A 22,054-nucleotide genomic window follows, 5' to 3' on the forward strand; every position below is an offset into this window, starting at 1 on the left:
GCGGCACAGACCCGTTCGGAGAAAGGAGCGCCATGAACAAAGAACCCCGTACTATGCAGGTGGCAGACGCCGCTACTGCGTCCAGAGCGCCGGAAAACACGCCGACGATGGTAAAGAAAATCGGAAAGACAACCTACAAGGTTCATGTCCATTTCAGCAATACCAGCACAGAAACCATGAGCGATAAAATCAAGCGTATGCTCAAAAATGAAATTCAGCAAATGTGACAGACTGATAAACGAAGCCGCCTTGTGCTAAACTGATGATGGTACGCACCAAAATTTTTGTCAAGGAGGACACGAAAATGCTTTACACAGAAAAAGAGAAGCATGAAATTGAACGAGTAAAGGAGGTCTTTGCGGAACATCTGCGGCAAAGCCCTGATTTTGAACTGCTCTGGTCGGACAAGGTAGGCTATGTCTGGCTGACGATTGGCGTCAATCCAGTCTATGTGGATACCGGTATCAGAATCGAATCAGCCGCCGATCTTTGCAGCAGGTGTTTGGATGATGTTGCTACGGATGTTTTGTATATGACGGGCAACGATCACGCGCTGGAAGCAGCCGATCCGCTGGAATTGGCCGAAATCAAGCGGCGCTGGGAGCCATATATCAACCAGCTGCCAGACTATGCGTATCTCTGCAAAGACCTGCTGAACAGAAAAATGTAATCTATCAAACGAGGTGTCAGGAGCCATATAGCGCTTCTGGCACCTTTTTTGTAGATTTTTTGTGAATTTGATTAAAAAGTCCTTGACAATTTGTCTCTGGCAAGACCGCAAAATCCATCCTCATTTCCTGTGGTGCCAGATTAGCCCCCTTCGACATCCAAGAGCTGCGTGACCTCACTATGTACGATGAGCTGCAACTGGACACGCTGGGCGATAAGAAAACGGCATTGTTCCTCATCATGAGCGATACGGACAGCACCTTCAACTTCCTCATCAGCATGGTCTACACCCAGCTTTTCAATCTGCTGTGCGACAAGGCAGATGATGTATACGGCGGCAAGCTGCCCGTTCATGTACGGTGTCTCATCGACGAGTGCGCCAACATCGGGCAGATTCCCAATCTGGAAAAGCTGGTGGCCACCATCCGCAGCCGTGAGATCTCCGCCTGCCTTGTTTTGCAGGCGAGAAGCCAGTTGAAAGCCATTTACAAGGATAACGCGGATACCATTGTGGGCAACATGGACAGCCAGATTTTCCTCGGCGGCAGTGAGCCGACCACCCTGAAAGACTTGTCCGAGATGCTGGGCAAGGAGACCATCGACGCCTTCAACACCTCAGACACCCGTGGCAATAGCCCCAGTTACGGCACTACGTTCCAAAAGATGGGCCACGAATTGTTGAGCCGGGACGAGCTGGCGGTGCTGGACGGCGGCAAGTGTATTTTGCAGTTGCGTGGCGTCAGACCGTTTTTGAGCGACAAGTACGACCTGACCCAGCACCCTAACTACAAGCTGACCTCGGACTACGACCCCAAAAACACCTTCGATATTGAAAAATATCTGAACCGCAAAGAAAAAATCCAACCCGGAGATGAGTTCATCGTGGTGGATGCTGATTCGCTCCCGTCTGCCTGACCCGGTAGGCGGTTTTATTTTTATCCCGGTCAGAAAGGTGCACCAGAAAATCAGCCTTGCTGCGGTTATGCAACGTAAAACTACAAGATTTCGGGTGTGTACAAACGACCGGAAACGCTTTATAATAAAGGAGAAAAGACTATGGAATTCTTCAACTCTGCTATCGAAGTTCTTCAGACTCTGGTTGTCGCTCTGGGTGCCGGTCTCGGCGTTTGGGGTGCCATCAACCTGCTGGAAGGTTATGGTAACGACAACCCCGGCAGCAAGAGTCAGGGCATGAAGCAGCTCATGGCTGGCGGCGGCGTTGCTCTGGTGGGCATTACCCTGATTCCCCTGCTGAGCGGTCTGTTCGGTTAAGAACAGCGGGCGGCGATTGCCGCCCGGTACATATTTATAATAAGGAAAGCCATAGTAACGATCTCACATACAGAAGGTGAATCAGATGAGCGAGATTTTATTGTATCATGGCAGTAAAGAAGAAGTTGTCTATCCCGAAATCCGCATCACACGGTATACAAAGGACTTTTCTTGGGGATTCTACTGCACGAACAGCTATCAACAAGCCTACCGCTGGGCAGACCGCCGTTCTGCCGATGGTATTGTGAACGTCTATCGCTATGTAGAGAATCCTGACCTGAAAATCCTGCGTTTCCCTGAAATGTCGGACGAATGGCTGGATTTCATTGCAAAATGTCGTGCAGGCGAAACCCATCCCTATGATATTGTGGAGGGTCCCATGGCAGATGACACCATCTGGGACTATGTCAATGGATTTACGTCCGGGCAGATCAGCCGTGAAGCATTTTGGGCATTGGCGAAGTTCAAGCATCCAACACACCAGATCAGCTTTCATACCGTAAACGCTTTGCACTGCCTGACCTTTGAGAGGAGTGAATCCATCCATGACCGAAAAGCAGAAAAATGATGTTCTCTACGTTTGCAGCCTGATCGAGACCATCGCCCGTAAGACCAAAAATCATCGGCAGGATGTGATTCGTCACTTCACAAAAGCCGGCATCGAACGGCAGCTCCGGCTGGCAGAAGTAAACCACTGTCTGTCCTTTGAGCAGGTTTCAGATGAGCTGATTGAAGATCTCAACATCCCGGATGGGGATTTTGATACTGCTGCGGAGTGCCGCTATACGGTCCCTTCTGCAACCTCCATCGGAATGCTGTATCAGGGGCTGGTGCTGTCCACCATGAAAGATGAAGATGCTGCACAGGCAATTCTGGATGTTTTTTCGTCGTTTATCACGGATGAGATCTCCGATTTCAATTCCAACGTATACTACACCAATCCTGATTATCTCCGCTGCTCCTATCTGGAGGGCAAAATGCTTGCTTGAGAAAGGATTGTTATAATGGCAAAAAATCAACATAATGCAGGGCTTCATTATAGACCTCTCAATCAACTTGGATTATCAAACTTCAATGATTATATAGAAAATCCCATTGATAGTCGTTTTAAGTTTAATCCGCCCCCTCTAAAATGTGGTAAGCTTTTTGGACTTTGCAAAGCTGATCGTCAAAAAGAAAAGCTTCAGAAACATTGCCCGTGGCATCCGCTTCTAAAAATGAAGGCATTCACATTAGAGATCAACGGAGAAGCTGAATACATTTGGTATTGTAAAGAATGCGATTGTTATTATATGAACCCCTTTTGGCGAAATGGAGAAAAACGCATCCTTGATGTTTATCATAAGGTTCCTGTTCGCCGACTTATAAAAACAGCTATATAGCTTTGATTATGATTTGCCGATTGCCGAAAAGCAGTCGGCTTTTTTGTTTCCGTCGAACACTTTTTGTGTTTGCTCATATCATTTCATCTATCATTCATCAATCAAAAATGATAGATGAAATGAGGGCATTGTTCCATACGGCGGCTTGAGCAGCAGCGGAAAGCCCTCTGCAGCTTGCAGTTTTATTAAATGTCCGTGCTCCAAGCCGCGTTTTTATCCACCCATCCATGAAAGGCGGTGCTATTATGCAGTTTTTGACCCACATTATTTTTCTCCTGAATCTCCTCAAGACCCTTATCAACCATTTCAGCTAAGGACGGTGACTGAATGGAAACCGTTCTCAAAGCCATTGCCGACTGGATCAAAGGCATCCTGACGGCAGGCATTATGTCCAATCTCTCCGGCTTGTTTGATGATGTGAACACCCAAGTGGGCAACATCGCACAGCAGGTGGGCACCAAGCCCTCCAGCTTTGAGCCACGGGTGTTCGCCATGATCGAATCGCTGTCCCGGAACGTGGTGCTGCCCATTGCAGGCATCATCCTGACCTTTATCGCCTGTTACGAACTGATCGAGATGATTACCCAGCACAACAATATGGCACAGTTTGAGCCTGCCCTCATCATGCGCTGGATTTTTAAGACTGCTATTTCGGTGTGGCTCATCAGCAATACTTTTGACATCGTGATGGCGGTGTTCGATGTCACCCAAAAGGTGGTATCCGATTCCAGCAGCATCATTGCCGGAAATACCCGTGTCAACGACATTGGCTTGTCCATGCTGCAATCCAGCCTGATGCAGATGGATGTCGGCCCCCTGTTCGGGCTGTTTTTGCAGTCCTTCTTCATCGGCATTACCATGCGCATCCTGTCCATCGTGATTTTCGTCATCGTCTACGGAAGAATGATTGAAATTTACTGCATGGTGAGCCTTGCGCCCATCCCCATGGCGACCTTCGGCAACCACGAGCAGAGCCACATGGGGCAGAACTATCTGAAATGCCTGTTTGCACTGGGTTTTCAGGGCTTTCTCATCCTCATCTGCGTGGCGATTTACGCCGTGCTGATACAGTCGGTAGCGATTTCCGGGGATGCCATCAACTCCATTTGGAGCATTGTGGGCTACACCGTTCTGCTCTGTTTCAGCCTGTTCAAGACCAGCTCGGTGACGAAATCCGTCCTCGGAGCGCACTAAAGGAGGTGTTTGATTGGCTGCGTATATTTCCGTTCCCCGCGATTTGACCAAGGTCAAATCCAAAGTGGCGTTCAACCTGACCAAACGGCAGCTTGTCTGCTTTGGCACAGCGGCTCTCATTGGAGTGCCGCTGTTTTTTGTTCTCCGGGATTCCGGCGGCAACACTGCTGCCACCCTCGGTATGATGGCGGTGATGCTGCCGGCGTTCTTCCTTGGGATGTACGAAAAGAACGGCCAGCCTTTGGAAAAGCTGCTGTCGTACTATGTGCAGTCCCGGTTTGTCCGCCCGAAGATCCGCCCCTACAAGACTAACAATTACTATGCGATTTTGATGAAGGGAGGCATGACCCATGATCCCGTTTTGGAAAAAGACCGGTAAGCACAGCAAGCCGCAGTCTGCGCAGAAGCGCAGGCAGAACGCAAAGCCTGCTATGCCCCGAACCGCCCAGCAGTCCATCCCCATGCAGCGGATGTTTGAGGATGGCACCTGCAGGGTGAAGCCCAACTATTACACTCGTACCATCCAGTATCAGGACATCAACTACCAGCTTGCCCAGCAGGAGGACAAGACCGCCATTTTCGAGGAATGGTGCAGTTTTCTGAATTTTTTCGATTCCAGCATCAAATTTGAGCTGTCCTTTGTGAACATGGCAACCGACAGCACCGAGTTTGAAAAGAGCATCCGCATCCCGTTCCAGAAGGACGGCTTTGACGATGTGCGTGCGGAGTACAGCCAGATGCTGCGCCAGCAGCTTGCCAAGGGCAATAATGGTCTGACCAAGACCAAATTCATCACCTTTGGTGTGGAGGGCGAAAGCATGGCGCAGGTCAAGCCCCGGCTCGACCACATCCAGAATGACCTGCTGAATAATTTTCATCGGCTGGGTGTGCAGGCAAAGCCCCTGAACGGTGCCCAGCGGCTGAAACTCATGCACGATATGTTCAACATGGACGGTGCAAGCAAGTTTCACTTTGACTGGAAAGACCTTGTGAAAAGCGGGCTTTCCGTGAAGGATGCCATTGCGCCTACCGCCTTTGCGTTCAAGAACAGCCGCTCCTTCCAGATGGGAGGTATCTTTTGCGCCGCCAGCTTTCTGAGCATCACGGCATCCGACATCAGCGACCAGCTTTTGAAGGATTTTCTGGATATGGATTCTTCCCAGATCGTTACGATGCACATCCAGTCTGTTGACCAGAACAAAGCCATCAAGACGGTGAAGCGCACCATCACGGAACTGGACCGCAGCAAGATTGAGGAGCAGAAAAAAGCAATCCGTGCCGGGTATGATATTGACATCATCCCGTCCGATTTGGCAACTTACGGACGGGATGCGAAAGCCCTGCTCAAAGAGTTGCAGAGCCAGAACGAGCGGATGTTCCTCGTCACTTTTCTGGTGTTGAACACCGGGCACACGGAGCAGGAGCTGGAAAACAACGTCTTTCAGGCTAGCTCCATCGCCCAGAAGCACAACTGCAACCTGTGCCGCCTTGATTTCCAGCAGGAGCAGGGCTTGATGAGCAGTCTGCCGCTGGCGGATAACCAGATTGAGATTCAGCGGGGACTGACCACCAGCAGCACTGCCATCTTCATCCCCTTTACCACACAGGAATTGTACCAGTCTGGCAAAGAAAGCCTGTATTACGGCCTGAACGCCCTGTCCAACAACCTTATCATGGTGGACCGGAAGAAGTTGAAGAACCCCAATGGCCTGATTTTGGGTACTCCCGGCTCCGGCAAAAGTTTCTCAGCAAAGCGTGAAATTGCAAACGCCTTTCTGGTGACGGATGATGATATTATTGTGAACGATCCCGAAGGCGAATACTCCCCGCTGGTGAATCGGCTGAAAGGTCAGGTCATCAAAATCTCGCCCAACAGCACCCAGTTCATCAATCCGATGGACATCAATGCCAACTACTCCGAGGAAGATAATCCCCTGTCCCTGAAAGCAGACTTTATCCTTTCCCTGTGCGAACTGGTGGTGGGCGGCAAGGAAGGGCTGCTGCCGGTGGAGAAAACCGTCATTGACCGCTGTGTGCATCTGATTTACCGCAAATATTTTGCGGACCCCTGCCCGGAGAATATGCCCATCCTTGAGGACTTGTACAATGCCCTGCTCCAACAGGACGAAAAAGAAGCCCACCATGTTGCCACGGCTCTGGAGATCTACGTCAAGGGCAGTCTGAACCTGTTCAACCACCGCACGAATGTGAACGTCAATAACCGCATCGTCTGCTACGACATCAAGGAGCTGGGCAAGCAGATGAAGAAGCTCGGTATGCTCATTGTGCAGGATCAGGTGTGGGGGCGTGTCACGGCAAACCGCAGCAGCGGCAAGTCCACCCGGTATTATATGGACGAGATGCACCTCCTCTTAAAAGAGGAGCAGACCGCCGCTTATTCCGTGGAAATCTGGAAGCGTTTCCGCAAGTGGGGCGGCATTCCCACAGGGCTGACCCAGAACGTGAAAGACCTGCTTTCTTCCCGTGAAGTCGAGAATATTTTCGAGAACAGCGACATGATCATCATGCTGAATCAGGCGGCAGGAGACCGGCAAATCCTCGCAAAGCAGCTCAATATTTCGCCCCATCAGCTTTCCTACGTGACCCACTCCGGCGAGGGCGAGGGGCTGCTGTTTTTCGGCAATGTCATTCTGCCGTTTGTGGACCGTTTCCCCACCGATCTGGAACTCTACCGCATTATGACCACCAAGTTGGGTGAAGTCTCGGAGGGCGCGCAGAAATGAGTGAACCGAAACTGAACATCAAAGAGGAATCGTCTACCAAAAAGACCCGTTCTCCCCCGAAAAAAGCCAAGGTAGAGCAGACGGTGCCCAAAAAGAAAAAGCTGAAAACCGATGCAGATAAAGCTGCGGAAAAGGCACAGCATCTGCGGTTTGGCAAGGCGGAACTGACCCCGGACGAACTGAGCCGGTTGAGTAAGGCGCAGAAGCGAGAGATGTACGCTGCCCATGCCGCCCGGTCTGCGGCGCATCACGAAGTTGACCAGTACGAGGATGACAATGTGGGCACGCAGGCGCTGAGCGAGGGCGAAAAGGCGGCAGGAAATGTCCGGGATATTTCCAAGAGCCGCTATGCCCGGAAGCTCAAGAGGAAAGCCAAGATGCAGGGCAAGAAGGGTGCCAGAAACGCAAAATCTTCCGTGCAGAAGCCAACTGCGGCACAAGATACAGGCGCATCCGGCACCGGCGAGGGCGGTTCCAACTGGCTTTCCCGATGGCGGCAGAAGCAAGACATCCGGCAGAGCTACTATGCTGCCGCCCGGTCGGGTACGGCGGCGCAGACCGCAGGTGGCAAAGCGGCATCCAACGGTGCATCTGCTGCCCGGTCCGGCGTGGAACAGGCGGTAGAAAAGGGCAAAACTGCCGTCAGCACCGCCGTAAAGGGGCTGGTGAATGCCGCAAAAGGCAACGCACACGTTCTGGTGATTGTGGGCGTTTTTCTTTTGCTCGTCCTCATGGTGATGTCGGGCTTTTCCTCCTGCGGTATCCTCTTTTCGGGCGGCACACAGGTGTCCGGGCAGACCATATACTCTGCCGAGGATCGGGACATCTGGGGTGCAGAGCAGGACTACAAAAAGCTGGAAAAGGAACTGGATAAAAAGATCAAGCGCACCCCCACCGACCACCCCGGCTACAACGAGTACCAGTACCACCTTGACCCCATTGAACACGACCCGTGGCAGCTCACTTCATTCCTGACCACTCTGTATGATGATTACACCCGGTCGGAAGTGCAGGGCAAGCTGAAGGAGACCTTCAAAAAGCAGTACAAGCTGACCACATGGGTGGAGGTGCAGATTCGGTATAAGACGGTCTGGGTCATCAGTCCGGCAGGTATCCCTGTTCCTACCCAAGTGCCGTATGAGTACAAGATTTTCCACACCAAGTTGGTGAACCGTGGCTTGGAGGTGGTCATCCGGGAGGAACTGGACAACGACCAATGGAAACGCTACGAGATCTTTCAGGACACCTTGGGCGGCAGACCGTATCTGTTCAACGGCGGACTGCCGCCCGGTGGCTCCGATGGCTCCGGCACACCCGGTATTGATTATCAGGTTCCGGCAGAAGCCCTGACGGACAGCGAATTTGCCGCCATCTACAAGGAGGCGCAAAAGTATGTGGGTACGCCCTACGTCTGGGGCGGCTCTACCCCGGAAACCGGTTTTGATTGCAGCGGCTATGTCTGCTGGGTGTACAACCAGAACGGCTACGATGTAGGGCGCACTACCGCCAACGGTCTGTGGAACAAGAGCCAGCACATCTCCGAAGCCGATGCAAAGCCCGGTGATCTGGTTTTCTTCAAAGGCACCTATGACACCCCCGGCATGAGCCATACTGGAATCTATCTCGGCAACGGCATGATGGTCAGTGCCGGAGACCCCATCAAGTACGCAAACATTCACTCGTCCTACTGGGAGAAGCATCTCGCCGGGTTCGGACGGCTTTCAAAATGATTGGAGAAGTTACTATGAGCGAAAAATCGGATAAACTGCGGGCGATGCTGGCAAAAGAGAAAGAACGCCGCATCAAGCTGAACAATCGCATCGAGATCCTGGAGCGGCGCATTCAGGAGGAAGATTCTGCCGAGGTCAACGAGATGGTGCGGACGGCAAAGGTCACGCCGGAACAGCTCGCCGCCCTGCTGCGGCAGTCTGCCACCACCACCCCGAACCCTGCTGCGCTGTCTGCCGTGGGTGCAACTTTCGAGAAGGAGGATGCAGATGAAGATTAAGAAACTGGGCGCACTGCTGGTATCGGTGGCACTGTGCGCTGGCATGGCGGCTCCCGCTTTTGCCTATGGCGGTGAGCCTGTGGAGGAAGTGGAACAGCCCGTCCTGACTTCTACCACCGATGAAGAAGATGTAGTCACCGTGACCGATGAGGAGACCGGTGCCCTGACCCCGGAGGGCAACTTGACGCTGGTGGACGATTACCACACCGACTATTCCGATGGCAGCGGTCAGCAGTTCATTACGCTGGTGTCGAAGTCGGGTGCGACTTTCTATCTGGTGATTGACCGCAACGCCAAGGGGCAGCAGACCGTTCACTTTATGAACCTTGTGGACGAAGCCGACCTTCTTTCCCTGATGGAGGAGGAAGAAGCGAACGCTTATACCGCTGAAAAAGAAGCAGCGGCGCAGGCGGAACAGGACAGGCTGAAAGCCGAGGAAGAAGCGAAAAAAGCCGCCGAAGAAGCGGCAGCATCCGGCACGGAACAGCCCAAGGAAAACAAGGTCACAAAGATCGCATCCGGCTTTTTGGGTGTGGTGGTGCTGATTGCACTGGCAGCAGGTGGCGGCTTCTATTTCTATCACCAGCAGATGCAGAAGAAAAAAGCCGAAAAAGAAGCCCTCGACCCCGATGCAAACTACACCGAGGACAAGGGCGATTTTGAGATCCCTACCGATGTGCCGGACGAGGACGAAACCCCGGACGAGCAGGACACTGAACCCATCTGATTTCAAGGCGGCATTTTGCCGCCGTACATATCCAAATGAAAACAGATTGGAGGGAACGCTTATTTCAATTCTAGTTGTAGCAGAAAAGCCCTCGGTTGCCATGTCCTACGCCAAAGTCCTCGGTGCCACCAACCGTCAGGACGGCTACCTTGAGGGCAACGGTTATCTGGTAAGCTGGTGCGTGGGTCATCTGGTGGAGCTTGCTCCGCCCAATATCTACGATGCCAAATACGTCAAGTGGAGCATCGCAGATCTGCCCATCCTGCCGGAAAGGTGGCAGTATCTGGTGTCTGCGTCCACCAAAAAGCAGTTTGGTATCCTGCAAAAGCTGATGGACCGCCCAGATGTGGATAGCATTGTCTGTGCAACGGATGCAGGGTAGTGCGGTTAGGTGACTCAAGAGAAAGAAAAAAGAGACCTCATCTCGTCAAAAATCAAATTTCAAAATCATTAAAGGAGCTATTCAAATGAAACGAAATCAGAATTTCGACCATAATCACTCTCAAAAACTGCTTTCCTTCCGCTACAACATAGACACCAACCGAGTGGAAGCCCGGTTCACGGATGGCTCTGCCGTCGCCAACAGGATGCCCAACTGCCTCAGAACATCCTCAACCCGCTACTTTACAGTGGGGTTGACACGGAGGATTGAGTGTCATCGTTTTTTCATGGCTACCGCCGAAAATCATTGTAACGTATTTTGTGTTACAAATTGGTCAAGCGAATGATTATGATTAAAATTCTCTTACTCGCACAATAAGTCATTTGATAAACTGGTTAAAATGCCAAATAATTTCAAATCATAGTCCAACACACAACAAATGTGGTATAATAACAATATATTTAATGCTTTAACTGTGTTTGCAAAAAGGAAAAGAAGATAAGTATGGAGATTACATGGTTGAAAAATGAAGATAATGCCATTCAATACGTCTATGCCTCTGCTGTTCCCCAAAAAATACCATTAGACATTTTTAAAGAAATTGTTCAGAGCAGTAAAGAAAACTGTCTACCTGAATTTTATGTGATATCTGAACAGGGAAAGTATATCGGATATATTTTATTATTGGCCGATAAAAAAGAAGACATCCCTAAACCTTTTACATTTCTTGCATGTCATAATGGCGATACTCTGCCAAAAGAAACTCACAAAAAAATATTGGAATTTATCGGCAAACGGTGTCGTGTAAACAACTGGAATAAACTCGCTTGGTTGGCCGAACAAGAAATCCAGCAATTGTGATATCATCGTTTTTTAAGCTATCTCTCTATAAAAACTCCTTAAAGACATAAAGGCAAACTTGAATAAATAAATTTATCTAAAAGCCCCACCTACAATAGATATTCCAAATCGAAGAATCTACTGCAGGTGGGGCTTGTTCTATGTGATAAGCTATTTTGTAAAAATCAAATACGTAGATTATATGGCAGAATCATTTGGTGACACTGAAAGCTAATGTTGCGCCATCAACGACACTATACATATCGCCGTTAGCCGCAGTAGCAATTCCAGTAAACTCAACCTCCCATTTTCCTTTAGAGAGTCCATATTTTACATCTTCCGTACCGATTGTGCCGTATGCAGAAATGGCATGATCAAAGGTTCCAAAGGGTGTACCAAGTTTATTGAAATGCAGGTTACCTTCAAAGGAAACAATTACTGCACCCGGAACGGTAATCGTCCATTGGATATACCCTTCAGACAGATAATCAAGTGTACATGAACCAGCATCGCCCCAGAAGGTTTCGCGAGAAATTGGGACAAGTTTGAATGTTGCAGAGTTTACAGTTGTTCCTTTATCAATTTCGATACTAGATTTTTTGGAAGAAAGTGCTACAACGCCTGGTTCAACTGCAACAGCAGCAGGCATCAAAACTGTGTTGAAAACAACCAACGCAGCACTCGTTCCAGCCATTTTAAGGAATTCATTTCGGGTCATCTTTTTCATGTCGATTTGCTCCTTATATTTTATTGACTGTTACAAGTCACCCAGCTACAATTTGGATTCTTTTTCGCTTAATTCTGCACTGGAATCACCTCTTACAAAATTTTAGTATATTGGCATCATCGTGATCAAAAGCAATATCACTAACAGCCACCTCATCACACTATAAAGCCGCAAATTTTCAACTCAGGTGTATGCTCATCGGCAAATAAATGTGAACCATACGAATGCCGCTGTTAAACAACCTGCCAAAACCACTAAAATACAACTTGCCAACTTTGGCTCAATAGCAACTTTTTGATTTTCGCACAGCGCAAATTTCTGAAGTTCCTGAAATGTTGTTTGATTGACATTGCCGTGTATTGCTTTCCATGCAACGAAATGATTTGTAATCAGAAGATAATCTGAAACGATTCCTACAAAAACAATGGCAAAAAATGCTGCGGAAAAGAACCACATTCCATCGCATTGATTCACCGTCAGGATATCCTGAAGGCTTGCTGGCTTCAATGCCCATAAAGCCACAACATATAGCAATACTTCGCAGAAATCTCTTTGGAGTGGCCCTTTTTGCTTAAAGAATCCCATTACATGTTCTCCCTGTTCTTTGAAGTCACTATCAGCCACCAATGGCCTGATAATAATCCGTTTTAGACCGAATCAAAGAGCCATTTGACTTATATTCCTTGACAGTTTGATGATAGCAATGTGTATAGTAGCTATTGTCATAGGAAAATAGGACTTCATACGTAATAGAAGATATTGTCACTTTATAGCAGTCCGAGGACATACTCTGAAGCATCTGATCGAAAATAAACGATGCTGTAGAAGAAATAACTGCTGCTGGTGTGCTTCCCCATGCAGTTGCTAAAATACTGGCTACATCAGATGCTTTTTTGCATTTACGCAAATCACTAGCATAAACCGTATCGGTTGCACTTGTGCCAACATAGCGGTGCTTGAACTGCGACCCTGTCACCTCGCTTCCAGTGAGTGCAGGAATTTGTGCCAGCTGTCCGTTTTTGTAATTTTGCTGATCTTGATAAATTTCATAGAACAAGCTATAGTCACTTCTTGCAGTTGATGTTGTTGATTCACCAGATGCACCTACAACAACAATGTCCATCACATCATTAGGATGCACCGTACGCGTAATTCGTGTGATACCTCCATCACGAATTGTAAGCTGTTCAACAACATCTTTTCCATTCATCGAGTACGAAACAGAATAATTTGATCCTGTCAAAAGAGATTCGCTATTGCCATGATTTGTTGAATCTGCAAAGGCAATGGGCATAATGGAAGCAACACAAAGCAGCACCGCTAACACGCAGGAAATATAACGCAAATATGTTTTTGTTTTCATTTTGTTTTTTCCTTTCATGCATTCCTATAGAACAACGGACTCTCATCTGTGCATCGGAAACACCTCCGAAGTACATTGATTATCGATGCTCTCACTTTTTCAAGAGATATTTTCCAAATGCAAGGACGCCTAGAATATAGAAAAGCTGACGAACAATCAACATAATGAATGAAAGCAGCTCCAACATAATCGAACAGTTCCTTTTAGAAAATTATCAAGAAATATATCCCGTAAGAGTATCGCTATCTTACCTTTCATATGAATTTCAGTCATGCTCAAGCGATTCCGGGACATCCGGCTGATATGCCGTAAAGCCACAGGTGCTGTTCACGCTCAAGACTGCGAGAGCCATTGCCATAATGCAAGTGACCTTGCTCAAGAGCAACATAATCTTTTTCATTTCTGTTACCTCCGTTTGATATTTTTTAGAGCATTCATCTTCTGAAAACACATGAACGCCCTCGTACCTTAGGATATCTTCGCTTGTTTCTGAAAAAACGGAATGATTGCAAAAATCACTAAAACCCATTTTGAAATGTAGTATACCGTTATACTGCGGGTGTCCGGAAGCACATTGAAAATGGCAAACAGGAAATCTATTGACGAAAGAACAGATGCGACCATCTTATAGCTTAACCGCTTCTTTTTGCCTAAAGGCTTATTCGTTGCTTCTATCGGAGAGAAAAAGATAGCGATGCCCATAAGAGCTGCTGTTGTCAGGATACGAAAAAGGTGATTGGCTGCAATTACTTTACTCAGCAAAATGCAGATAAGTGCCAGTCCGGTAAATGCCAGATAGCATCTGGTGTGCGACGTTGCATGATATCCACCAATGTAGATTCTCTGCGGGATAAACCCAATCAAAAATGAAAGTGAGTATCGAACATCACCACACACGGCAGAGACGAGGATGACAAGCAAAACACTTACAACAGACGATATGAGCAACTCGTACCCATAGACATACGCATCCGCCTTTGCTTCATCTATCACTTTTTGCTCGCAGAAAAGACGGACTGATTTTTGAGACAGCGTGCGTTCCCACATTGCAGTTGCGCCACCTTATCTTCTGATTTTTGCTTCACTGTATCATAAATTTCAGCAAAATCAAGAGGTTTGGCAAAACTGGTCGTTCTGGTGACAAAAGTGGTAGGTCAGGCTACTTGTAAGGAGCCTTTGCACAGTCTATAATAGTAGCAGGACATTATTTTGTGGAGGTTGTCGAAATGCTGAAGTACCACGTTGCAGTCTGCGATGATGAGAAATCAGACCTTGATGGCATTGTTCAAAGCGTCCAGCAGTACGATGTGCAAGGCTGCTTTGACATTGAAACTTACATGGATGGAAACGAACTTCTGAGCGAATTGCAAATGCAGAAGAAATCCTTTGATCTGCTTCTTCTCGATATCGAGATGCCATCCAACGGTTTTCAGCTGGCGCAGTCTTTGATTCAGATGGAGAAGCATCCTTTGGTGGTATTTGTCACGAAGCGGCATGAGTACGCTGTGCAGGGATATGGCATTGCATTCCGCTACCTTGTCAAACCTTTGGATCAGACGCTGTTCGCTGCGGCAATGGATGCCGTCCTTCAGGAACTGAACTCCAAACATTTCACGATCGAATACGATGGTGTTACCATGTCCTTGGAAACATCGGACATTTACTTTCTGGAAAGCCACGGACATAAAGTTCTGATTCACTGCAAGGAGCAAGACCTTACATTGCGAATGAGCATTCCTGAAGCCTTGGAGCAGCTTCCCAAACGGTGCTTTGTGTCACCACACAAAAGTTATCTCGTCAACATGGAACACATTGTTTACGCTACGGGAACCGCTGTTTTTCTTTCCAGCGGACATCAGCTGCCGATCAGCAGGAGGAAGCGTCAGGAGTTCAATCAGATCTTCAACGCTTATTTGGGAAGATGATGCTTTATTATTTCGTTGAGTTTGCAGGGAGCTTTGCCAACATTGCCCTGTTGCTGCTTTTTATCGGTCGGCTGTTTCCCAAAAAGGAGCCCGTCTCAAGGTGGTTCTATGCCTATGTTGCACTCTTGATTGCTGGGCAGTGTGCTTTGAGTTTATTCCCGGATTGGGTGACGCAGCGCACGATCTATCTTTTAGTTGGCGGATTTTTCCTTGCATTGCTGTTCTATGAGGTTCGACCGTGGCAGGCGGTTTTTGCAAGCGGAGCTTTCTTCACACTGATTGCTTTGGTGGAAGTGCTTGCAATGCTTCTGATTGGGCTGCGTATCCCGGATACCGACATTCTAATGCAGGCTGGGGCAGCACGGTTGGTCTATGTTGTTTTTTCAAACCTGATTCAAATTCCACTCGTAGTCCTGATCTCACATTTTTTCAGCCGAAAAGGAAATGCTCTGCGTATCCTATGGCTGCTGCCGATCATTGCGATTCAAATCGCAAGTATTGCTGTCTGTTATGTGGCACAGTATCATGCTGTGGATGAGTATTTCCCGGATTATATGGTCGGTCTTATGGCGGTGCTTCTCCTTATAAACATCCTGATCGTGTTCTATGTGGAAGCTCTCCGGGAAAATGAACTGGAAAAATTCAAAGTTAAGTTCAACGAACAGCAGTACAATCTTCAAATGGAATACTACCAGCAGCTCAAAGAACGCCAGGAAGAAGTCCGTTCTCTGCGGCATGATGTGAAGAAATACATCCTGGCGATGCAGGCAGTTGCAGAACACGGTGATACCGAAGAACTTCACAAGATTGCGCAGGCTGCCACGGATGTTTTCGAGCGTTCCACAAATATTTCTGCGGTCGGAAATCCTGTTGTTGATGCTCTTTTGAATTATTACTTACGAATTGCGGAAAGGAATAACATCAACGTCAAACTGGATGTGACGATTCCTGAAGTCCTGACGATCTCATCGTTGTCTTTGAGCATCATTATCGGAAACACATTTGACAATGCCATTGAAGCCTGTTGCAGTCTGCCAGCGGAACAGAGAATCATTCATCTACAGCTGCGCAAGCAGTATCGAAGCCTCTTCTATCGGCTGGAAAACCCATACAGTGATACTTCTCGCGGAATCCGCATCGGAGAGTATCACGGTTACGGACTAAAAAATATAAATCGTATCGTTCAGGAGAACCATGGTGACTTCTATACGAAAAAGAAAGACGGTGTATTTACGGTTCAAGTTCGCTTGAACTGCGAAAATTAAATATGTTTCCACAGCCAAATGATCAGCCTTTATACTGATTGTTTGGCTTTTTATTTTCTGAAAAAGGAGTGTGATGCCATTGACCCAGCCCAAATCCGACCTTGCCTATCTCCGCAGCGAAAAAGCCAAAGCGGAGCAGCAGCTACGCTACTACAAGCACCGTGAGAAAATTCTGGAACATCAGATACCGGAGCTGACCCGCAAAGCCCGTGTGCATCGTCTGTGTACCCGTGCCGGAATGCTGGAAAGTTTTCTGATTGCGCCGGAAGAACTCACCAACGATCAGGTGATGGAGCTGCTGAAAATTGCGTTCCGTCAACCAGAAGTTGCGCTGGCACTTGCAAAGATGATTCACGACTTGCAGGAACGCCGCAGCGTTTCAAACCCTTTAGAATAAAGACCTGCTAATAAAAGTCAAGCCCTAAAATAAGAAAATTCGCCAACCAACCGCTGCCCATGACAAACAGCATTCAAATGCTAGTCAAAACACAGCGAGGGCGACGGAGGGGATAGCAAAGCAAGCCCAGCCAGCCCCCGCAAAATCAGGATAGCATTTGAATGCTTCGGTTTGTCAAGGGTTCGCTGCGCCAGCTAAGTGGTTCTTTGGATTTAGCTCAGGCTCAAGAGGAAATTACGTCCAAAAACAAATATCCATGCTTACTGTGAGCGTTCGGAGTCCATTACAGCTTTCACTTTAGCGTAGTAGATTCGTAAGAACTTGTTGGCCGAAGCCATCATGTAAACTTTGTAGGGCTTTCCCTCTGAGCGCTTTTTGTTCATGAACTGAAAAACAGGTTCATCCTGTGGCTGTGTTTGCAAAATAACAGTCATAATCAGAAAAAGTGTTCTTCGCAAAACTGCTGAACCAACTTTGCTGATTCCTTTGTCATTCCCAACGACCTTGCCAGAGTCGTTTGGCTGCGGCTCAATTCCCGCAAAAGCAATGAGAGATTTCTTGGAGGAAAAGCGGCGGACATCTCCGATTTCGGCCATCAGCTGAGGGCCGAGAGAAGGGCCGACGCCGTACATTTCCATCACGGTGTCAAATTCAGGAAGCTGCTGAGAGAGGCGAAGCATTTCCTGCCGGAATGCAGCAACTGACTGAGATACGGCTTTCAATTGAGCGACCTGTTGCTGGATAAGGAGTTTTGAGGTGGGCGATTTCGGAAGAGAAGCGGAATTAACGGCACAGGCATAGATCTCGTCCGATTTTGAACGAGTGAAAACGTATCCGTGTTTCTGGCACCACTTCAGATATTTTTTGGCAAAAGCATTCGCAGAAAGACTTGAAACGCACTCGCTGTGCCAGAAGTCTCCAATAAAATCGACCCATTTCTCGCACCCATTGTTCTTCACGGGGCTTGAAAACAATTTATTTGCATCTGGAAAGGTCAGGTCAAGAGATGAAATCAGATTATTCTTCAGCATAGTACGAATCGCTACGGCCTGCTGGTATTGGCGATAACAATTTTTCAAAGCCAGCCGGGTATCATCTTCTGGAAGGTACTGCCGCAGCCGTGTCCACTTGTCGAGCGTATAGTTGGCGATTTTAACAGCGTCTTTTTTGTCCGTCTTGACACGTCTTAAACTGTTGTTGTCGTAGTCGTGAATTAGAACAGGGTTGACTACGGAAACAAATAAGCCCGCATCGTGTAAAACGAAAGCAACCGGTTTGTGGTAATTCCCGGTGGCTTCCAGAACAACGCGGGTCTCTCCGTCCAGAGCTTTGAGCTTCTCCGCCAGATCGTGCAGGTTCTGGGCGGTATGTAAAACTTCAAAAGGTTCGAGTACCACTTCTCCGAAGGGGCGCATAACACAAACCATGCTCTTCCCTTTGGAAACGTCAATGCCTACTGCGTTCATGATCTTTCCTCCATTTTTTGTATTTGCAACCGGAATCCATCTTTACTCGTTGCCGATTCAATCTATTGGGTGACACGAACGCTCCGCTTGGCGGTGGCTCAACCTGCTTAAAACGAATGCTACAACAAGAGAGATGGCGAACTGTCTTTGTTGCGGGCGTAACTGCCCAGGGCGCAATGCGTCAGCCGATTACTCTCTTATTGTAACTTAGGTACGAGTTGGAATGGAATATGGCTGGCTACCATATCCGGTCCCAACCCTATTGTAATAGGGCGCAATTATACACCGTTCCGGTGAAATTGCGGTCTTGCAGACGGCTCGATGAAATCGAAGCTGGCGTTTGTGCACCAGCCCGATTCCATCCCAAGGAAAACTGCATTTTCCTTGCGCTGCTTTGCAGCTATCCTTTTGCGGCTCCCGCCTGAGACCGAAGCGCACGGCACTCCGTTCCAAGGCGGCGAGCACAACCGAATACGATTCCAGACCGTTCATCAAGAGCAATCTTGCTGGGCGGTCTTTTTGTTTGGAGGTGATGCCTATTCCGTGTCCGCATTTCAAAATCACCATCGTCAAGCGCAGCCAAGGACAATCCGCTGTTGCCGGGGCCGCTTATCAGAGCGGCGAACGGCTGTTCAGCGAGTACGACCAGAAAACGAAATTCTACAACAAGAAGAAAGAGCTTGTCCACGCCGAAATCATGCTGCCACCTAATGCGCCGCCCGGATATGCAGACCGTGCCACGCTCTGGAACGCCGTGGAAGCCGTGGAGAACCAGTGGAACTCCCAGCTTGCCCGGCGCATCGTGCTGGCGTTCCCGGTGGAAGTCCCGAAAGAGCGGTATCTGAAAATGATTCGGGAGTTTTGTCAGGAGCAATTCGTATCCAAGGGCATGATCGCTGACTTTGCCATCCACGACAAGGGAGATGGCAACCCACACGCCCACATTCTGCTGACGCTCCGGGCAATGGATGAACACGGCAAGTGGCTCCCGAAAGCCCGAAAGGTCTACGACCTTGACGAAAACGGTGAGCGCATTCAGCTTCCTTCCGGCAACTGGAAGTGTCACAAGGAAAACACGGTGGACTGGAACGACCAGAAGTATGCCGAGGTCTGGCGGCACAGCTGGGAAGTTGTTACCAACCGCTATCTGGAAGCCGCTGGCAGACCAGAACGTGTTGACCTGCGCTCCTTTGAGCGGCAGGGCATCCAGCAGATACCGACCGTGCATCTCGGTCCCGCCGCACACCAGATGGAAAAGCGCGGGGTGGAAACCTTTCTCGGCAATCTGAACCGAGATATTCGAGCCGCCAACAGCCTGATGCAGTCCATCCGCAGTGCAATTCGTGGTCTGCAACACTGGATCGCAGACCTGAACGAAAAGAAGCAGCTTCTTCTGGACGCTCTGGAAAAGGCGAAAGAACCCACGCTGTCCGACCTGCTGGTGGACTACTTCGATCTCCGCAATGAGCAGCGCAGCGATTGGTCTGCCAAGGCAAAACTGAAATGCTCCGTCCGGGACTTTGAGGAAGTCAAACAGGCGGTGGACTATCTGAAAGCCCAATCCCTGAACACTGTTGAGGATTTGAACCAAGCCATTGACAGCTTAAACCAGACCGCCGCCCCTCTCCGCAAGCAGTTGAAGCAGAACGAAAACCGGATGCGGGCAATCGCTCAGATCAAGGATGCTGCCGCCGTCCATGCCAAGCTGAAACCTATCCACGACACCTTTATCAAGAAGAACTTCAAGTTGACCAAGGACGCTTATGCCGCCCAGCACAAAGAGGAGCTGGACACCTTTAATAAAGCTGTCCGCACTCTGATGAAACTGAACGGCAGCACAGCGGTAGATTTTTCGGCATTGGATGCCGAATTTTCTGCGCTGCAATCCGGCAGCGCAGAGCTGCGCACCCAACTGGAAACCTTGCAGCCGGATATCTCTGCACTGAAAAATATCCGCAAGTATATCGACATGGTGCTGAATAAGCAGCAGCTTTCCGCGCCGGGCGGCAAGATGCCGGAGAAGGAATCGGTGCTGAAACAGCTGGAGCAGCTTCAGCAGAAAAAGTCCAACTACAAAACGATTTCCACCACCCCAAACCGCGAAGAATCGCTCTAAACGATCTTTCTGTCACCGATACGCCGTTGCAATCAGTGGCAGAAATACATAATTCGTATGTTTTTGTTAGCTTTTGACTATTCTCGTTGGCTAGTGAGTAGAGGCGTATTTTTAAGGCGGAAATTTTCTCCAACACCCCCCATTTTAGGCCACTTTTTCTGTTAATAGTAGAAGTGTTTCTTTGAAGGCCAGTCATTTGTGACCTTTTTGTTAATTCTCAAAAAGATGGTTGTCTTTGGGCTGTTTTCGTTGCCTACCTATTGAGAGGATTTTTTCAAAAGCGGAGATTCGGTCTCAAGAATTACAATTCAATTACAAGTTTCTCACCAATGCTACGAAACAGGCGTTCTCGATGCCTACCAAGTGTAGGGCATCTTTTTCAAGACCATTCTCGGACTATTATGACGTTTTGTTTACAAAATTGCTTGCAATGCTACGAAATGGCCTTTTTCATCGGCTACCAAGTAGAAGGATGTTTTTCGTCCGTCAAAGTCCAGAAATCTTCCATATGTTCCTTGACAAGTGAATAGTTCAATCGTCCGGTACTTCACAAAAGGTACTTCTGTAACTCGCAGCCCGGTCATAACGAAGACGGGGTGGCTGAAATGCCAATGGTGCGGTGCAAGCCCGCCGCCGGACGATTCCCCACTCCTAGGGAAGTCGAGGACCAATATGGGAGACCTTAACTTATTAACGCAGTTGAGCACTTGTTTCGTGCTTTTCTGCGACTGGAGAATTGGAACCCACCAATTCTCGTTACATACTCTTTGTTCCTGATTTCTGCTTCAGCTGGAGGTGATCAACATTTCAGAATATCTTACCACGCAAACTCTGCTGCCGCCGTTTCTCCCATACCCACGCTTCCTTTTGGAACTTGACCTGAGCCAGACTGCAAAAATGACTTATGTGCTGCTGCTCGACCGTGCCACGCTCTCGCAGAAAAATCTCTGGATAGATGAACGTGGTTTCGTGTTTGTCATTTTTACGATTTGCTCTTTGGCTGAGCAGCTAGGGCGCAGCACTGTCAGTGTTTCCAGTGCGCTTAAGGAATTGGACGCTGCGGGATTGATTGAGCGCAGACGAACGCAGTTTTCTTCGCCCAATCACATCTTTGTGAAAATTCCAAATGTTGAATAGTTCTGCGTTTTTCACGATTCAAGAACCGCCAAAATCACGATTCTGTGATGCAGATTCTTAATGGCATCTGCAAAAGATATTTTTCCTATGCAGTATAGCAGCCTTTAAGACTGTATCAAAGAAAACTTTCACCTAACCAACGTAATAAAACAAAAAGAGAAAAACGAATAGAATCCATCCATTCCTTTCCGTATTTGCACCACATGAATGAGGAGGTCTGCCCTTGAACAAAGAAAAATCTGAGAAGAAGCCCACCACACGCAAACGTGCGCCGAGAAGTCCGAAGTCCGTGCGCCTGATCGTGGAACGCCATTATATCGGCAATGTGCCGATGAATACGCTTTTTCAGCGGCTTGCGGAAGAAGAAATTCGTAAAACTGCCGAATCGTATCTCGCCGCTGGCTAATTGGACGTTTTACTGCGGAAAAGGGCTTGCATCA

The 22,054-nt window shown here is 48.5% G+C and carries 26 protein-coding genes and 2 pseudogenes; 22 read left to right on the top strand and 6 right to left on the bottom strand.

Features of this window, described 5'->3' with window-relative positions:
* Positions 1-32: 32 nt before the first annotated feature.
* The 16 genes and pseudogenes from ACKXGA_RS05510 to ACKXGA_RS05585 all read left to right on the top strand — a co-directional run bounded on the left by ACKXGA_RS05510 (position 33) and on the right by ACKXGA_RS05585 (position 11,239).
* Positions 33-227 carry a transposon-encoded TnpW family protein gene (locus tag ACKXGA_RS05510; RefSeq protein ID WP_112091010.1) on the top strand — a complete coding sequence of 65 codons (195 nt, stop codon included), beginning with the start codon at positions 33-35 and terminating at the stop codon, positions 225-227.
* A gap of 77 nt (positions 228-304) precedes the next feature.
* Positions 305-670 carry a hypothetical protein gene (locus ACKXGA_RS05515; RefSeq protein ID WP_097784680.1) on the top strand — a complete coding sequence of 122 codons (366 nt, stop codon included), beginning with the start codon at positions 305-307 and terminating at the stop codon, positions 668-670.
* Between the two features lie 86 nt (positions 671-756).
* A pseudogene (locus ACKXGA_RS05520) lies at positions 757-1,584 on the top strand (VirD4-like conjugal transfer protein, CD1115 family); the annotation flags it as partial.
* 141 nt (positions 1,585-1,725) lie between these two features.
* On the top strand, positions 1,726-1,941 hold the full coding sequence (locus ACKXGA_RS05525) for a Maff2 family mobile element protein (RefSeq protein ID WP_055186938.1): 216 nt from the start codon (positions 1,726-1,728) through the stop codon (positions 1,939-1,941).
* Between the two features lie 85 nt (positions 1,942-2,026).
* Entirely contained in the window at positions 2,027-2,509 is a 483-nt protein-coding gene (locus ACKXGA_RS05530) for a DUF3990 domain-containing protein (protein WP_117477590.1), read from the top strand.
* A complete protein-coding gene (locus tag ACKXGA_RS05535; protein WP_015565208.1) occupies positions 2,487-2,930 on the top strand; it encodes a hypothetical protein in 444 nt (147 codons plus the stop codon). Before ACKXGA_RS05530 ends, ACKXGA_RS05535 begins: the two co-directional genes overlap by 23 nt.
* Before the next feature lie 15 nt (positions 2,931-2,945).
* A complete protein-coding gene (locus ACKXGA_RS05540) occupies positions 2,946-3,323 on the top strand; it encodes a hypothetical protein (RefSeq protein WP_133303651.1) in 378 nt (125 codons plus the stop codon).
* A 327-nt stretch (positions 3,324-3,650) separates the two neighbouring features.
* Entirely contained in the window at positions 3,651-4,517 is an 867-nt protein-coding gene (locus tag ACKXGA_RS05545; protein WP_117506353.1) for a VirB6/TrbL-like conjugal transfer protein, CD1112 family, read from the top strand.
* A 13-nt stretch (positions 4,518-4,530) separates the two neighbouring features.
* Positions 4,531-4,896 carry a PrgI family protein gene (locus tag ACKXGA_RS05550; RefSeq protein ID WP_117506352.1) on the top strand — a complete coding sequence of 122 codons (366 nt, stop codon included), beginning with the start codon at positions 4,531-4,533 and terminating at the stop codon, positions 4,894-4,896.
* On the top strand, positions 4,868-7,261 hold the full coding sequence (locus ACKXGA_RS05555; RefSeq protein ID WP_423730256.1) for a VirB4-like conjugal transfer ATPase, CD1110 family: 2,394 nt from the start codon (positions 4,868-4,870) through the stop codon (positions 7,259-7,261). Before ACKXGA_RS05550 ends, ACKXGA_RS05555 begins: the two co-directional genes overlap by 29 nt.
* Positions 7,258-8,991, top strand: a complete 1,734-nt coding sequence (locus ACKXGA_RS05560) for a C40 family peptidase (RefSeq protein ID WP_117477593.1) — start codon at positions 7,258-7,260, stop codon at positions 8,989-8,991. The genes ACKXGA_RS05555 and ACKXGA_RS05560 overlap by 4 nt, the downstream gene beginning before the upstream one ends.
* Before the next feature lie 14 nt (positions 8,992-9,005).
* The gene (locus ACKXGA_RS05565) at positions 9,006-9,269 is read left to right on the top strand and encodes a DUF4315 family protein (protein ID WP_097785686.1); all 264 of its coding nucleotides are present in this window, start codon (positions 9,006-9,008) and stop codon (positions 9,267-9,269) included.
* Positions 9,253-9,996, top strand: coding sequence for a DUF4366 domain-containing protein (locus ACKXGA_RS05570; protein WP_117477594.1), 744 nt, complete (start codon positions 9,253-9,255; stop codon positions 9,994-9,996). The genes ACKXGA_RS05565 and ACKXGA_RS05570 overlap by 17 nt, the downstream gene beginning before the upstream one ends.
* Positions 9,997-10,063: 67 nt before the next feature.
* Positions 10,064-10,375: pseudogene (locus ACKXGA_RS05575) on the top strand (toprim domain-containing protein); the annotation flags it as partial.
* A gap of 88 nt (positions 10,376-10,463) precedes the next feature.
* Positions 10,464-10,724 carry a DUF6061 family protein gene (locus ACKXGA_RS05580; protein WP_081028504.1) on the top strand — a complete coding sequence of 87 codons (261 nt, stop codon included), beginning with the start codon at positions 10,464-10,466 and terminating at the stop codon, positions 10,722-10,724.
* A 173-nt stretch (positions 10,725-10,897) separates the two neighbouring features.
* On the top strand, positions 10,898-11,239 hold the full coding sequence (locus ACKXGA_RS05585) for a hypothetical protein (protein WP_133300986.1): 342 nt from the start codon (positions 10,898-10,900) through the stop codon (positions 11,237-11,239).
* Between the two features lie 190 nt (positions 11,240-11,429).
* On the opposite strand, the gene ACKXGA_RS05590 is transcribed toward ACKXGA_RS05585, so the two are convergent.
* From ACKXGA_RS05590 to ACKXGA_RS05610, 5 genes are all read right to left on the bottom strand, one after another.
* Positions 11,430-11,945 (bottom strand): hypothetical protein, encoded by a 516-nt coding sequence (locus ACKXGA_RS05590; protein WP_055187025.1) that lies wholly within the window; start codon positions 11,943-11,945, stop codon positions 11,430-11,432.
* A gap of 195 nt (positions 11,946-12,140) precedes the next feature.
* Entirely contained in the window at positions 12,141-12,530 is a 390-nt protein-coding gene (locus tag ACKXGA_RS05595) for a hypothetical protein (RefSeq protein ID WP_055187026.1), read from the bottom strand.
* Positions 12,531-12,561: 31 nt separating this feature from the next.
* Positions 12,562-13,308: a hypothetical protein gene (locus ACKXGA_RS05600; RefSeq protein WP_133300985.1), complete on the bottom strand. Its 747-nt coding sequence runs from the start codon at positions 13,306-13,308 to the stop codon at positions 12,562-12,564.
* A gap of 265 nt (positions 13,309-13,573) precedes the next feature.
* Complete coding sequence (locus ACKXGA_RS05605) at positions 13,574-13,708, bottom strand: cyclic lactone autoinducer peptide (RefSeq protein WP_165852945.1); 135 nt, start codon at positions 13,706-13,708, stop codon at positions 13,574-13,576.
* Positions 13,709-13,776: 68 nt separating this feature from the next.
* Entirely contained in the window at positions 13,777-14,355 is a 579-nt protein-coding gene (locus ACKXGA_RS05610; RefSeq protein ID WP_410476581.1) for an accessory gene regulator B family protein, read from the bottom strand.
* A 179-nt stretch (positions 14,356-14,534) separates the two neighbouring features.
* Here ACKXGA_RS05610 and ACKXGA_RS05615 point away from each other — a divergent pair, with 179 nt between their 5' ends.
* From ACKXGA_RS05615 to ACKXGA_RS05625, 3 genes are all read left to right on the top strand, one after another.
* Positions 14,535-15,233 carry a LytR/AlgR family response regulator transcription factor gene (locus ACKXGA_RS05615; RefSeq protein WP_005924492.1) on the top strand — a complete coding sequence of 233 codons (699 nt, stop codon included), beginning with the start codon at positions 14,535-14,537 and terminating at the stop codon, positions 15,231-15,233.
* Positions 15,230-16,498: a GHKL domain-containing protein gene (locus ACKXGA_RS05620; protein WP_423730257.1), complete on the top strand. Its 1,269-nt coding sequence runs from the start codon at positions 15,230-15,232 to the stop codon at positions 16,496-16,498. The genes ACKXGA_RS05615 and ACKXGA_RS05620 overlap by 4 nt, the downstream gene beginning before the upstream one ends.
* A gap of 73 nt (positions 16,499-16,571) precedes the next feature.
* A complete protein-coding gene (locus tag ACKXGA_RS05625; RefSeq protein ID WP_423730258.1) occupies positions 16,572-16,895 on the top strand; it encodes a DUF3847 domain-containing protein in 324 nt (107 codons plus the stop codon).
* Positions 16,896-17,155: 260 nt separating this feature from the next.
* On the opposite strand, the gene ACKXGA_RS05630 is transcribed toward ACKXGA_RS05625, so the two are convergent.
* A complete protein-coding gene (locus ACKXGA_RS05630; protein WP_117554713.1) occupies positions 17,156-18,361 on the bottom strand; it encodes an IS110 family transposase in 1,206 nt (401 codons plus the stop codon).
* Between the two features lie 538 nt (positions 18,362-18,899).
* Here ACKXGA_RS05630 and mobQ point away from each other — a divergent pair.
* From mobQ to ACKXGA_RS05645, 3 genes are all read left to right on the top strand, one after another.
* Positions 18,900-20,477: a MobQ family relaxase gene (gene mobQ / locus ACKXGA_RS05635; protein ID WP_423730386.1), complete on the top strand. Its 1,578-nt coding sequence runs from the start codon at positions 18,900-18,902 to the stop codon at positions 20,475-20,477.
* Between the two features lie 795 nt (positions 20,478-21,272).
* Positions 21,273-21,614 (top strand): replication initiator protein A, encoded by a 342-nt coding sequence (locus ACKXGA_RS05640; RefSeq protein WP_208894328.1) that lies wholly within the window; start codon positions 21,273-21,275, stop codon positions 21,612-21,614.
* A 223-nt stretch (positions 21,615-21,837) separates the two neighbouring features.
* Entirely contained in the window at positions 21,838-22,020 is a 183-nt protein-coding gene (locus ACKXGA_RS05645; protein WP_005924684.1) for a hypothetical protein, read from the top strand.
* Positions 22,021-22,054 lie beyond the last annotated feature (34 nt).

The sequence above is a fragment of the Faecalibacterium hominis (ex Afrizal et al. 2022) genome (assembly GCF_049545105.1).
Lineage (GTDB): Bacteria > Bacillota > Clostridia > Oscillospirales > Ruminococcaceae > Faecalibacterium > Faecalibacterium duncaniae.

Excerpts from the sequence above, each read along its gene's own strand:
- ACKXGA_RS05510 (WP_112091010.1), top strand. The coding sequence starts at position 33 with ATGAACAAAGAACCCCGTACTATGCAGGTGGCAGACGCCGCTACTGCG.
- ACKXGA_RS05515 (WP_097784680.1), top strand. The coding sequence starts at position 305 with ATGCTTTACACAGAAAAAGAGAAGCATGAAATTGAACGAGTAAAGGAG.
- ACKXGA_RS05525 (WP_055186938.1), top strand. The coding sequence starts at position 1,726 with ATGGAATTCTTCAACTCTGCTATCGAAGTTCTTCAGACTCTGGTTGTC.
- ACKXGA_RS05530 (WP_117477590.1), top strand. The coding sequence starts at position 2,027 with ATGAGCGAGATTTTATTGTATCATGGCAGTAAAGAAGAAGTTGTCTAT.
- ACKXGA_RS05535 (WP_015565208.1), top strand. The coding sequence starts at position 2,487 with ATGACCGAAAAGCAGAAAAATGATGTTCTCTACGTTTGCAGCCTGATC.
- ACKXGA_RS05540 (WP_133303651.1), top strand. The coding sequence starts at position 2,946 with ATGGCAAAAAATCAACATAATGCAGGGCTTCATTATAGACCTCTCAAT.
- ACKXGA_RS05545 (WP_117506353.1), top strand. The coding sequence starts at position 3,651 with ATGGAAACCGTTCTCAAAGCCATTGCCGACTGGATCAAAGGCATCCTG.
- ACKXGA_RS05555 (WP_423730256.1), top strand. The coding sequence starts at position 4,868 with ATGATCCCGTTTTGGAAAAAGACCGGTAAGCACAGCAAGCCGCAGTCT.
- ACKXGA_RS05560 (WP_117477593.1), top strand. The coding sequence starts at position 7,258 with ATGAGTGAACCGAAACTGAACATCAAAGAGGAATCGTCTACCAAAAAG.
- ACKXGA_RS05565 (WP_097785686.1), top strand. The coding sequence starts at position 9,006 with ATGAGCGAAAAATCGGATAAACTGCGGGCGATGCTGGCAAAAGAGAAA.
- ACKXGA_RS05570 (WP_117477594.1), top strand. The coding sequence starts at position 9,253 with ATGCAGATGAAGATTAAGAAACTGGGCGCACTGCTGGTATCGGTGGCA.
- ACKXGA_RS05580 (WP_081028504.1), top strand. The coding sequence starts at position 10,464 with ATGAAACGAAATCAGAATTTCGACCATAATCACTCTCAAAAACTGCTT.
- ACKXGA_RS05590 (WP_055187025.1), bottom strand. The coding sequence starts at position 11,945 with ATGAAAAAGATGACCCGAAATGAATTCCTTAAAATGGCTGGAACGAGT.
- ACKXGA_RS05595 (WP_055187026.1), bottom strand. The coding sequence starts at position 12,530 with ATGGGATTCTTTAAGCAAAAAGGGCCACTCCAAAGAGATTTCTGCGAA.
- ACKXGA_RS05600 (WP_133300985.1), bottom strand. The coding sequence starts at position 13,308 with ATGAAAACAAAAACATATTTGCGTTATATTTCCTGCGTGTTAGCGGTG.
- ACKXGA_RS05605 (WP_165852945.1), bottom strand. The coding sequence starts at position 13,708 with ATGAAAAAGATTATGTTGCTCTTGAGCAAGGTCACTTGCATTATGGCA.
- ACKXGA_RS05610 (WP_410476581.1), bottom strand. The coding sequence starts at position 14,355 with ATGTGGGAACGCACGCTGTCTCAAAAATCAGTCCGTCTTTTCTGCGAG.
- ACKXGA_RS05615 (WP_005924492.1), top strand. The coding sequence starts at position 14,535 with ATGCTGAAGTACCACGTTGCAGTCTGCGATGATGAGAAATCAGACCTT.
- ACKXGA_RS05620 (WP_423730257.1), top strand. The coding sequence starts at position 15,230 with ATGATGCTTTATTATTTCGTTGAGTTTGCAGGGAGCTTTGCCAACATT.
- ACKXGA_RS05625 (WP_423730258.1), top strand. The coding sequence starts at position 16,572 with ATGCCATTGACCCAGCCCAAATCCGACCTTGCCTATCTCCGCAGCGAA.
- ACKXGA_RS05630 (WP_117554713.1), bottom strand. The coding sequence starts at position 18,361 with ATGAACGCAGTAGGCATTGACGTTTCCAAAGGGAAGAGCATGGTTTGT.